We start from the raw sequence: 12,484 nt of genomic DNA on the forward strand, positions 1-12,484 counted from the left end.
TACTTTAGATGTGCTTTTAGAGATGTTTATTTTTAAACGAATTTTGGGTGGTACCGCGAAGTCTTTCGTCCCTGTTACGGGATGGAAGACTTTTTTATTGGCGGACTTTTTACGAAGATAATAATGGAGGGATTTTTAATGGAAAATACGTTGGTTAAATCACTTTATGCGCAAGCAACGCATGATGAAGATGTATCAGTAGAAGTAACGGGTTGGCTAAAGACGCTCCGTTCTTCCAAGAAAATTAGCTTTTTGGAAATTAACGACGGTTCCTGCATTAAAAATGTGCAGGTAATCATGGAAAATGGGTTGGAAAACTACGAAGAAATTAAGAAAGCTCCCATTTACACTACCTTAAAAGTAGTCGGAACGGTAGTGGACACTCCGAAAGCTAAGCAACCGTTTGAAATTCACGCAACTGAAATTGAAGTTTTAGGTAACTCAGACAGTGACTACCCACTTCAAAAGAAACACCACACACCAGAATTCTTACGTGAACAAGCACATTTGCGTCCGCGGACCAATACTTTCTACGCAGTTTTCCGAATTCGTTCGTTGGCAGCCTTTGCCATCCACGAATTCCTCCAAAAGAATAACTTTGTCTACGTTAACACTCCGTTGATTACTTCTAGTGATACGGAAGGTGCCGGTGAAATGTTTAAGGTGACTACTTTAGACCTTAACAACGTTCCAAAGAACGAAGAAGGCAAGGTTGATTCTACTAAGGACTTCTTTAAGCAACCAACTAACTTAACGGTTAGTGGTCAATTGAACGCGGAAGCATTTGCGTTGGCTTTCCGGGATGTTTATACTTTTGGTCCGGCTTTCCGCGCGGAAGATTCACACACTACGCGGCATGCCGCTGAATTCTGGATGGTTGAACCAGAAATGGCGTTTGCTAACTTGCAAGACGTGATTAACGTTTCCGAAGACATGTTGAAGTACGTGATCAACTACCTCTTGGAAAATGCTTCTGATGAAATCGACTTCTTGAACCAAAACGTGGACCAAGAATTACGGGCTCGTTTGGAAGCAACTCGCGACGCCGATTTTGCCCAAATTACTTATACGGAAGCAATCGACAAGTTGTTAGCTGCTGACCAAGAATTCGAAAACAAAGTTGAATGGGGAATTGATCTCCAAACTGAACACGAAAGATACTTGAGCGAAAAAGTTTACCAAAAACCAGTGTTCATCACGGATTACCCTCGGGACATCAAAGCCTTCTACATGCGGGAAAACGAAGACCACAAGACGGTTGCCGCAGTGGACTTATTAGTACCTGGCATTGGCGAATTGATTGGTGGTAGCCAACGTGAAGAACGACTAGCTAAGTTGAACGAAAAGATTAAGGAATTTAACTTGGATCCTGAAGAATACAAGTGGTACCTTGAATTAAGAAAATATGGGGAAACGGAACACTCCGGATTTGGAATTGGTTTCGAAAGATTATTGATGTACGTTACTGGTGTGGAAAACATCCGCGACGTCATCCCATTCCCACGGACCCCGGGTAACGCCAGCTTCTAATTTGAAACGTTAATAGTAAGCAAAAAGCCTTGAATTTAGTCAGACGATGACGGATTCAAGGCTTTTTTTATGAATAAAAAATATTTCTAATTTCCAATACAAGTGGAAATTGATTGTGATTACAAAGACTAAAGCATCACTTACAATGAAAATGTAATCGGTTACAACATAAGGGATGCAGTAGGAGGATAACTCGATGGTAATACCGTCAACAAATATTTTCTTAGATAAAAACTTTTCAAAAAAAGATGATGTGATTCATTATATTGCAAATAAAGCAGATAAATTGGAATATACTCAGTCATCAAAAGATTTATTTAATGTGTTTAAAGAACGAGAAAAAGATTATTCTACCGGTTTACAAGAAGGTTTTGCGATTCCTCACGCTAAATCACGAATAGTAAAGAAACCTGGAATAATATATGTTCGATCAAATACCGGGATTGAATGGGAGACATACGACAATCAAGCTGTTACAGACGTATTTGCTTTAATGGTACCGGATAAAGATGTGGGGACCATTCATTTACAAATGTTATCAAATCTTGCGACTGCTTTACTTGACGATGATTTTAAACTAAAGCTTCGTAATTTGGATGACAAAGGTCAAATTTCAGAATTTATTACTAAACAGATTGGAGAGACAATATCATGAAAATTGTAGGAATTTCAGCTTGTCCAGCAGGATTAGCACACACACCAATGGCAGCAAAAGCACTTGAGAAAGCAGGTAAAGAACTGGGGTACGATGTCAAAATCGAGGAACAAGGCTCTATGGGACCAGTAAACGTCATCACTCAAGAAGAAGCTGACGCAGCCGATTTTGTATTGATTGCTTCTGACCAAAAAATTACTGGAATGGATAGATTCGAAGGGAAAAAGGTATTACGTGTAGATATTAACGTATGTATAAAGGCCCCTAAAGCAGTCTTGAAAAAATGCGTAGCTTCAGTATAGGAGGAATCATAAAATGAAAAGCGCTAAAACTTTATTAGCCGAATGGAAGGGCTATTTAATGAGCGGAATTTCGTACATGATTCCTACAGTAATTGGTGGTGCAATGATTGTAGGGATACCTCAGCTTATTGGGATGGCTATGGGGGTTAACGATCTTTCCAAGTACAAAAACGCAAGCAATATTTTCCATATTTTATACGAAATTAATTCTGTAGGATGGATTGGAATCGGTTTAGTTAACTTAGTAATTGCTGGATATGTTGCATACGCAATTGGAGATAAGCCGGCGTTAGGAGCTGGTTTCATTGGTGGTCAGTTGGCATCAACAATTAACGCAGGATTCTTAGGAGCCTTAATTGCCGGATTTGTTGCTGGATATGTGGCAAGATGGTGTCGAAAAATTCAAGTTAGTGATGCTTGGAAATCAGCAATTCCTTTATTAGTAGTGCCGTTGCTTACTACTGGAGCAGTTGCGTTAGTGGAAGGCGTCATATTATCTGGGCCGCTAACTTGGATTAATGTTAGTTTAGTCGCTTGGGTAAAAGGGATGATTAGCAACCATACTAACGGAGCAATTGTCGCAATTGTATTGGGTGCCATGATTGGAACTGATTTAGGCGGACCAATTAATAAAGCTGCTTGGATGGTAGGAAATATCTTATTTATTGAAGGAATTTATGGTCCAGCTTTGATTACTAATATTGCAATTTGCTGTATTCCACTCGGATATGCTTTGGCTACCTTTATTTATCCAAGACGTAAATTTTCAGACGAAATGTTTATGGCTGGAAGAAACAACCTTATTATGGGAACCTTTGGGATTACGGAAGGTGCGATTCCATTCTTTCTAACAAGTCCTTTGAAACTTTTACCAGTCAACATGATTGGTGGTGCGCTAGGATCCGTTACGGGTGTTCTACTAGGAATGCACTCCCACATCCCACCTCTAGGAGGACTGCCTGGAATAATTACAGCAGATAATAAGTTTGCCTACATTGCTGGAATTTTTGTTGGAGCTTTATTTATTGGACTAGTTGCACCATTAGTGGCTAACTTCAACATTTCTAGCGAAAATGAAGGCGAAGATATTGGTGAAGATGATATTAAGATTGAGATTGGTTGATTGCGAGGTAGTTAAGTAGATATGGTTAAGACAGTACATGTGATTCCGCATACTCATTGGGATCGAGAATGGTATTTTACAACGTCACGTTCAAAAGTATATTTATTAAAGGATCTATCAGAAGTTATAGATAATTTAGAAAATAACAAGGGATATGATCGATTTATTTTAGATGGGCAAGCTTCACTAATTGAAGATTATTTAAAATGGCGACCAGATGATTTTAACCGAGTTAAACAGTTAGTTCAGGATAAAAAGTTGATTATCGGCCCCTGGTATACTCAAACGGATCAATTTGTAATTTCAGGTGAAAGCATTGTTAGAAATTTACAACAAGGTATGGATATTTGTAATCAATTTGGTGACTATATGAACGTAGGCTATGTACCCGACTCATTTGGCCAAGAATCCAGTATGCCACAAATTTACAAAGGATTTGGTATTCAAGATACCATGTTTTGGAGAGGTGTATCGGATGAAGAAGTAGAGCATACGGAATACCAATGGACAGGGGAAGACGGCAGTAAAATTAACGTTTACCAAATCCCATCTGGTTATTATATTGGCGGTATTATTGATGAATCACAATTGGATCAGGTTATGAGAACGGAGCCTTTTAAGTCAATTGTAAAACGGGCGACAACTAAAAATATTGCTTTTCCTAATGGGTTTGATCAAGCACCAGCAAGAAAAGATCTACCAAAAGTAATTCAAAAATTAAACCAAAATAACCCAGATTTTAAATTTAAATTGAGCTCGATTGAAGAATATATAGAAGCAGTAAAAAAAGAGCATCCTGAATTAGAAGAGCTTTCAGGAGAATTAACAAACGGAAAAAATATGCGGATACACAAGTCAATATATTCTTCTCGTTCTGATTTGAAGAAAATGAATACTGAAATCCAATATTATTTAGTGAACGTTTTAGAACCAATTTTAACGATGGCTGAAAATTGGGGGATTAGTTATCCTAAAGAAGCCGTAAAAGATATTTGGAAGTTAATGTTTGAAAATGCAGCTCATGATTCGATTGGAGCATGTGTCTCAGATACGACTAATGAAGATATATATATGCGTTATAAACAAGCAAGGGATATTAGTATTAATTTAGTTGAAGTTACTTTACGACAAATTACTGTACGAATTAAAAATAATACAAAATACCCAATTACGTTAACTGTATTTAACCCTCTTACCGTTAAACAGCAACAGTTGGTAAAAACAGTAGTATATTCGCCAACTAAGGATTTTTCACTAAGAGATAGTGAAGGTAAAGAAATTGGTTATACTATCGTCCAATGCGAAGACCAAACGGAATATATCATTAATCAAACTATCCAGCTTGATCCGTCACGAAAAATTTTTAAGCCATCTAAAGTTTACAAGGCTGTAATATACCTTCAAACGGAATCAATTCCAGCTACTGGATATCAACAGTTATATTTGGACTATGCAACTAAAGATAATAAACCGTTAAATGATAGTACTGATAACTCACTGGAAAATAACTTCTTTAAAATAACAATTAATGAAGATGGTACTCTAGATATTTTAGATAAAAAGGCTAAAAAGGAATACTTAAAGCAAGCAATTTTAGAAGAAAATGGTGATGGCGGGGACTCATTTAATTACTCGCCTGCCAAAAATGATATGGTGATTTACTCTTATAACCAAGAGCATACAGTCAACGTTAAACATTCTGATTTATTATCAATTGCTAAAATTAGCTACAATTTTAAAGTACCTAAGAACCTAGAAAGTCGCGCTAAAAAAATCTGCGACACGTTTATGCCAATTACGTTGAGTATATTATTAGAGAAGAATTCAAGAGTAATAAAATTTAAAGTGAAGGTGGATAATTCTCTTCCAAAGGACCATCGACTATGTGTGAACTTTGATACCGGTATCCAGTCTAAAGTTTCAATAGCTGACCAACAATTTGGAACGATTGCACGTCCAGTTTATCGGCATAAAGAAATGGAACTTTGGAAAAAGGCAAAAGACCAGTGGAATGAAAAACCTATTACGATTGAAACTTGCCAATCATTCGTAGCGTTATCTAACACGACTAGTACCGTGGCAGTAATGCCTAAGGGTGTACGTGAATATGAAATTACTGGGGAAAACTATTCTAATATCCGATTAACCATCTTCCGGACGTATGGTTGGATGGGAAAAGAGGATTTATTATACCGTCCAGGTAGAGCTTCTGGAGAGAAAGTAATTGCAACCCCCAACGCCGAACTTAATAAGCAAATGGAATTTGAATTTGCTTTAAACATTGAAAATGACACCTTTGACAATGTCAACGTCGGAATGACAGCTAAAAAATATGATACAGGGTTACAAATATATGAATACGCTGATTTCTTGAATGGTCGTTTAATTTTTAATATGGATGAAGTAACACCTTTCTTGGACAGCGAAAATGGATTGATTCAAACTAAGGGTAACCTAGTATTAAGCAGCTTAAAAAAAGCTAATCACCGAAACGGCTACATTATAAGACTGTATAATGCAAAAAAAACAGAATCAGTGGATGATGTAATCAGTTTTGAGATGAAACCTAATCGAGTCGAATTAGTAGATTTGAAAGAAGATACTATTGAACCTTTATATTTGGAAGAAAATAAGTGCGATTTAAAGGACGTTAAACATGCTAAATTTGTAACCGTTTATTTTGAATACTAGGAAACTTAGTAGCCTATTCTATATTAATGTATGAATAGGTTACTTTTATAATTTGTAAAATTATGCACTAGATAAATTTGATGTAGGAGTTTTAAAAAGATGCTAGAGCTTTCTTATGCGCGTTTGAAAAAAATTTTGATGATCTTAGTTGTTGCACAAAAGGAAATTAGTTCTAGTTACTTATCTTTAAAGCTTAAAGTAAGTGAAAGAACAATTAGAACAGATATAAACCGACTTAATGAAGATATTACCAAATACAACGTTTTAATTAAGCATCATCGTTCAAAAGGTTATTTTTTAAAAGAAGAACAAACTGGAAGTCTTGCTAAATTAAAAGCAGATCTGGAAAAACTTGATAAGAAAGTGATGTTTGATTCGGTTAATATACGTTTAAAAAAGTTAATGTGTTTATTGTTGCTGACCAATGTTCCAATAAGCATTTATAAAATCTTGGAAGACATGTATATCAGTAGCGGTACCCTTGCCAATTATATAGAAGAGATTAAAAGTGCCATTAAAGGGAATCATTTAGAAATCGTACGTGTTAATAATGCTTTTTCAATCGTTGGGGATGAGGTTGAAAAGCGACAATGTTTCATCGATCAAGTTGAAGATAAAAATTATAAAACTTATATTTTAGGTTTCACAGATTTAGAGAAGAGTATTTTCAAGGAAATTAATTTAGATGAACTAAAGAGTGTCTTAGATGAATTTATGGATAAATTAGTTTTTGATATTGCAGATTTTAACCGAAAAAACATCATTATGCATATAGCTATTACCATTCTAAGGATAAAAAATGGCAATGAGATAACCACCTTCTCTGATAATTCAATAATTAAGGGAAGGATTGAAAAAGAGTTTACCCAATTATTTGTTGGAATTGAGCAGCGGTTTAATGTCCAAATCTCTAGTGCTGAGCGAAACTATATTAAATATCACTTTGCTCTAAATAATCCACAAATTATTCGAGATACAGAAGACAATAGTGAAGTAGAGATTAATAAAGCAATAATGCTTTTTTTAGACAGGATACGGAATAATTATGGATTTGATTTATCTGATGCCACAGAATTAATTAATAATTTAAGAACACATATTACCTCGCTTATAAAAATTAATCATTTTGATAGTACTCGGAAGAATCCACTACTAGATGTGATTATTTCCACCTTTCCCTTAGCGTACGAAATGACAAAAACCTCAATTGATGTTTTAGAAAAACGATTGAACTTAACCTTTAATGATGACGAAGTATCCTTTATAACGTTGCATATTGGTGCTGCTATGGAAAATAGATATAATCAGAAATTGAGCGCTAAAAAAGTAGCTATCGTATGTGGGTCAGGAACAGCTACGGCAAATTTATTAAAGGTGAAATTAGAAGCCAAGTTCAGTCAATATATAGAAATTGTAGGGCTATACTCGTTCGAAGAGTACCGCAAAGGCAAAATGGAACCGGTTGATTTTATTATATCTACGGTACCTATTTTTGATAGTAAAATACCGGTAGTTCAGGTTGATTTAGCTAATTTTGCTCATGATAGTAAAGAGCTATCAAATTTTATTACAACTGCTGAAAATCAACCTCTGTCTAAATTGTTTGATCAAGATTTGATTTTTATTCATCAAGATTTAAAAAGTAAAGATGCGGTTTTAAGGAAGATGCTTAGTGCTTTAGAAAAAGAAAATGTAACTAAGCCAGAGTACAAACATTTTTTAATGAAGCGGGAAAAAATGTATTCAACAGCAATTGGCGGAGGTATAGCTATCCCACATCCAATAAAATTTTCAGCGTACAAGTCAAGAGTGGCTTTTTTACAAACTGAAAGGGAAATTAATTGGGGAAACGAGCATAATGTGGATTTGATTTTTATGTTGGCAATTAATGAAGATGATTATCCCAAAATACAACCACTGTTTAGCTTTTTGGTAGATTTGCAGGAAAACAGTAAGTTTTTAAAATTAATCAAGAAGACTAATTCAGCACAAGAAGCATTGCAAATTATTAATTCGTTTGTAAAAGAAAGCCTAGATTAGGAATGGTAGAACATTGAATTATGCCAACATAAAAAGCACTCCTAAGTTGGAGTGCTTTTTTGAATAGAAGGTTAATATTTAACGGGAATAGCTGCACACGGGTGGCGTCCTAATCCCCCAACGAAAACCGCAGCTTCATATTGCGGGAACCGAGGTTGATTGCATCGTTAAGCAGTTTAGTAGCCTGGGCTAAGATGAAATCGGCCATTGCCTGGTTAGCGGACGTTAAAGTTTTTTCCGTGGGGGTCGCTTGGCGATCCGTTTCTTTTTGCATCCTTAGCACGTTTTGAAGTACCGTTTGGGCAAAGTTGTCCTGTAAATCTTGGTAGAGGGCAAAATTTCCGTCCCCAATTAAGGCAAGCACCCGGCTAATCCAGTACATGTAGTTGGTATTCACTACCGTGGGGGTATCGCGATAGCAAGCCGGAGTATCCGTGACGTTACTATAAAATGGCACCATGGCGTTAAACGTGTTGGGACCAAAGGCCAGCCAATGAATTCCCGCGATTTCATCGGGAACTTGGTTGCGTAACTCTAGAATGTGAGTTTCTAGATTGCGATTGATGCCGATTGGCCGAAAATGTTTCTCGAGCACAGTTTCGCCATAAGGGTCGTAGGGTGTTTCTTGATAGTGTGAGCTCAAAAGGAACTTCAAATCTTCCACAGAAATTTTCTTGGTTGCGTGATTAATGAAAGGTAAATCCTGGTCGGTAGGCTCCCCAACAAAATTATCATCCAAAAATTGGTGGACGTACCAAGCCCGGGGGTTATTGTAGTACCGGTCTTTAATCGTGGCACTACCAAAAATGTGTCGTAAATTAAGGCCTTCGTGATCCGGATTAAGTTGATTTTTGGCAATGAATTCCGGGAGATCCGCAGAGGCTAGGCAATCAGCTGAATTAAAGTCGAAATCGGTGATGTTCCAGCGGTTCGGCGCAATTGCATAGGCATCGTCGGGAATTCGAATTGCAGCCCAGTGATGGCCTCCGATGGTTTCCATATACCAAATTTCTTCGCGATCGGCGAAGGCAATTCCGTTGGATTCGTAAGTACCGTATTCTTCTAAAAGTTTACCTAAGCGCAAGACGCCCGCCTTGGCGGACTTGATGTACGGTAAAACCAGCGTAAGAAAATCCTCTTCGCCAAGTCCCTTTTCAACTAACGGGTCCACGCTAAGTACCCGGGCGTTAGTAGTAATGGTTTCAGTAGCGGTCATCGCCGTGTTTTTACTGTTGATGCCGCCAGCACCCCAAATGCCATACGTGGGATCGGCATCGGGCGTGGCGGTGTAGCGGAGCGGATTGTCGGGAAGGGGAATCGTTAAATCACTATGGACAGAATGATAGGGTTGAGGCTGATCTTCGGGGTTAACGACCACGAACCGTTGGGCATTAGAATCATCGGCACCGTCTTCGTTACGGGCAATGAGGGTGGAACCCGTCAGGCTAGCGTTTTTACCGACTAAAATAGTAGTGCAAGTTTTCAACATGTGCTTGTCCTCCAATTGATTTTTACTGTAATGGTAGCACGATTAGCTAAATAGGCAATCACTATTCAGTTAGAAAAGGGAATGCTATCATGGTCAATATACAATTTAAACTAACATGAGGAGCGTTAAGCAATGGTTAAAACAATTGCAATGGAAGATTTTTACCAAAAGTATCCGCTAACTACCGCCGTTTTATTGGACGTGCGGGAGCCAGACGAATTTGCGGCTGGGCACGTGGCGGGGGCGCGTAATTTTCCCTTAAGCCAACTGTCCACCCGGTTAGCCGAATTAGACCCAGCGACCCCATACTACGTGATTTGCCGTTCGGGAAGACGTTCAGCAAACGCGTGCGGGGTACTCGAAGTCCAGGGCTTTGATGCAACCAACGTGGCCGGCGGAATGTTAGCTTGGCCAGGTAAAGTAGAAAAAGACTAGATAAAAATAAGCGCGGGAAACAAAAGTCGAGGAATTATGAGCGTTAACTAAAAAATTGACCATTATGCTTGTAATGGTCAATTTTTGGTTAAGCGGAACAAACTAATTTTTGGTGCACGTTGGGCTTTACTAAAGGCCCAACACCCGATTTACTATCTAAAATACCAAACCAGTACTTGTAAAGCTAAAAAAGTTCCCACGGCAACGCCCCAGTTCCATCGGGGAATGGCGTAAGTTTGGTAGTGGGTGCGCGTCTGATTTTCGCTAAAGCCGTGAGAATGCATGGCAATTGCCAAGTTATCCGACCAGCGCAGCGATAGTAAAATCGCTTTAAAAAAGATTGTGGGGGACCAGACGTGTAAAACTTCACCACGCATCATGGCTGCGGTTTTAATTTGTTGAACGGCCGTCTTTACTCGGGGGATGAAGTAAAAGGCGCCTAACGATCCGTAAACGAATTTGGTAGGCAAATGCCAATTTTGTTCCAGGGAACCTAGCAGACTTTCGACGGTCGCGGTAAAAGAAAATGCCCCACCCAAAACAATGTAGGCGTAAACCCGGGTAGCCATTATCCAAGCGGTCCGCACCGCGTTGCCAGTCCCGTTTAAATAAAACGAAATCCAAGTTGCTACGGCAGGAAGCAGCGGGATTACCAAAAGCAGTCCCAGTTTGCGCACCGCAATTCGTTTCCAAAGCAGGTAGGCTAACCCGCCGATGATGATCACTAGGTTAATAGGAACACTTTTAACAAAGGCAATTTCAAAACTAATTGCCAGAATTAAAATGAATTTAACTGATGAATCCATTTAGTTCCTCCTGATAAATAAGCTGATGATCGGTCAGTGCCAAATGATAGTCAAAAAATTCTGGTAGGCCCGTCAATTGGTGACTGATCATCACGATGGTTTGTTTTTGTACTTGGGCAGCTTTTTGAATTAATTGCATAACCACCCTTACGGAAGCTAAGTCCAAGCCGGCCAAGGGTTCATCAAGTAAAACGAGCGGGTTGCCTAAAATTAACATGGTTAAGATTTGGAGCTTTTTCTTTTGCCCGCCCGAAAGTTGATAAACAATCTGTTCTTGTAACTCCGCTAAATTAAGACGTTCCAGCCAGTCTTGAATACGGTCGGCAGTCCAATATTGGGGTTCGCGGGTGTGCTGTAAGCTTAGGTCGATTTCTTCTGTAACGGTCATTTTAAGAAATTGCATTTCAGAATCTTGAAAGACCACCGTAGCAGTTTTGGCCCAAGTTCGCGCGTTGAACTGGGAAAGCGGCCGATTTTCATAAAAAAGCTTGCCTTGATAGGGATGAAGCCGGGCAATTGCTTCGAATAACGTCGACTTTCCCGAGCCGTTTTCACCAGTAAGCAAAATTAAGTGTTGCTTGGGAAAGGACGTTTGGACGGCCTGAAGTAGATACCGGCCCCCGTTTTCAATCCCAAAATCTTGTAACTTTAGGATTGCAGCGGCGTTTGCGTTAGGAATCGGGAACGCCGTGCGGGTGGTTACCTGGTAACGCGCAAAAATCGGTTGTGGATCGGTAATTAAGCTAACTTGTTGGTGATCAAGCTGGTATAAGTGATCGCAAATTTTCGCATAGTCGTTGAGATCGTGGTCGGCAATTAAAATCGTCTTGCCTTCTTGTGCCTGCAGTTTTTTTAAAAGCTTGATGAGGGCTTTGCGAGATTTTAGGTCAACGTTGGCAAATGGCTCATCAAGTAAAATTAAGTCACTGCCGGTTGCCAGAGTAATCGCGAGGGCGACTTTTTGCAGTTCTCCGCCAGAAAGGGTGGCGAGTTGCCGGTGACGCAAGTGAGCAATCCCCACTTGACTAAGCGCTTGGGTAATTAAATCGTCAATTTCATCAGCGGGAATAGCCAGGTTTTCCAAGGTGAAGATGAATTCCTTTTCGACTTGGTCCATGGCAAATTGTTCTCGTGGATTTTGAAAGAGCAACGCCAATTTTTGGGTTAGCTCCGCGGGCTGCCAAGCGTTAACGTCCTTTTCTTCCAGTTTGACGGTTCCTTGGATAATTGTCCCCGCAAAGTGAGGGTACAGTCCTGCGATAATCCGTAGCAGGGTAGATTTTCCACCGCCGGACGGACCGTACAAAACGTTGAAACTACCAGCCGTTAGGTGAAAGTTAAGTTGTTTGAGAATCGGCTGAGTTGCCTGCCGATATTTGAAAGTTAAATTGTTAATTGTGACTTTTTCCATAA

General features: G+C 39.0%; 10 protein-coding genes and 1 other annotated feature (1 of these 11 cut by a window edge). Of the genes, 7 read left to right on the forward strand and 3 right to left on the reverse strand.

Going from position 1 to position 12,484, the window contains the following annotated elements; translation table 11 throughout:
• Positions 1-76 (forward strand) — a binding site (T-box leader); it begins 172 nt to the left of the window's first position.
• Positions 77-138: 62 nt separating this feature from the next.
• From asnS to NL111_RS02715, 6 genes are all read left to right on the forward strand, one after another.
• Positions 139-1,530 (forward strand): asparagine--tRNA ligase, encoded by a 1,392-nt coding sequence (gene asnS, locus NL111_RS02690; protein WP_002829876.1) that lies wholly within the window; start codon positions 139-141, stop codon positions 1,528-1,530.
• 196 nt (positions 1,531-1,726) lie between these two features.
• Positions 1,727-2,185 carry a PTS sugar transporter subunit IIA gene (locus tag NL111_RS02695; RefSeq protein WP_005919175.1) on the forward strand — a complete coding sequence of 153 codons (459 nt, stop codon included), beginning with the start codon at positions 1,727-1,729 and terminating at the stop codon, positions 2,183-2,185.
• Positions 2,182-2,487: a PTS fructose transporter subunit IIB gene (locus tag NL111_RS02700; protein WP_005919173.1), complete on the forward strand. Its 306-nt coding sequence runs from the start codon at positions 2,182-2,184 to the stop codon at positions 2,485-2,487. Before NL111_RS02695 ends, NL111_RS02700 begins: the two co-directional genes overlap by 4 nt.
• Before the next feature lie 13 nt (positions 2,488-2,500).
• Entirely contained in the window at positions 2,501-3,610 is a 1,110-nt protein-coding gene (locus NL111_RS02705) for a PTS fructose transporter subunit IIC (protein WP_098040657.1), read from the forward strand.
• A 21-nt stretch (positions 3,611-3,631) separates the two neighbouring features.
• Complete coding sequence (gene mngB, locus NL111_RS02710; protein ID WP_128688341.1) at positions 3,632-6,301, forward strand: mannosylglycerate hydrolase; 2,670 nt, start codon at positions 3,632-3,634, stop codon at positions 6,299-6,301.
• 99 nt (positions 6,302-6,400) lie between these two features.
• On the forward strand, positions 6,401-8,341 hold the full coding sequence (locus NL111_RS02715; protein ID WP_128688342.1) for a BglG family transcription antiterminator: 1,941 nt from the start codon (positions 6,401-6,403) through the stop codon (positions 8,339-8,341).
• A 109-nt stretch (positions 8,342-8,450) separates the two neighbouring features.
• Here the strand turns inward: NL111_RS02715 and NL111_RS02720 are convergent, their stop codons facing one another.
• Complete coding sequence (locus tag NL111_RS02720) at positions 8,451-9,830, reverse strand: C69 family dipeptidase (protein ID WP_128688343.1); 1,380 nt, start codon at positions 9,828-9,830, stop codon at positions 8,451-8,453.
• A gap of 132 nt (positions 9,831-9,962) precedes the next feature.
• Between NL111_RS02720 and NL111_RS02725 the strand changes: the two genes are divergently transcribed.
• Positions 9,963-10,265 carry a rhodanese-like domain-containing protein gene (locus tag NL111_RS02725; protein WP_004166656.1) on the forward strand — a complete coding sequence of 101 codons (303 nt, stop codon included), beginning with the start codon at positions 9,963-9,965 and terminating at the stop codon, positions 10,263-10,265.
• Between the two features lie 152 nt (positions 10,266-10,417).
• Here NL111_RS02725 and NL111_RS02730 read toward each other — a convergent pair whose 3' ends face one another.
• Together NL111_RS02730 and NL111_RS02735 are read right to left on the reverse strand one after the other, a co-directional pair.
• Positions 10,418-11,071, reverse strand: a complete 654-nt coding sequence (locus NL111_RS02730; RefSeq protein ID WP_002829872.1) for an energy-coupling factor transporter transmembrane component T family protein — start codon at positions 11,069-11,071, stop codon at positions 10,418-10,420.
• Positions 11,055-12,482, reverse strand: coding sequence for an ABC transporter ATP-binding protein (locus NL111_RS02735; RefSeq protein ID WP_075139720.1), 1,428 nt, complete (start codon positions 12,480-12,482; stop codon positions 11,055-11,057). The genes NL111_RS02730 and NL111_RS02735 overlap by 17 nt, the downstream gene beginning before the upstream one ends.
• Positions 12,483-12,484: the final 2 nt, after the last annotated feature.

Source organism: Pediococcus sp. AC40 (assembly GCF_030252485.1).
Lineage (GTDB): Bacteria > Bacillota > Bacilli > Lactobacillales > Lactobacillaceae > Pediococcus > Pediococcus acidilactici.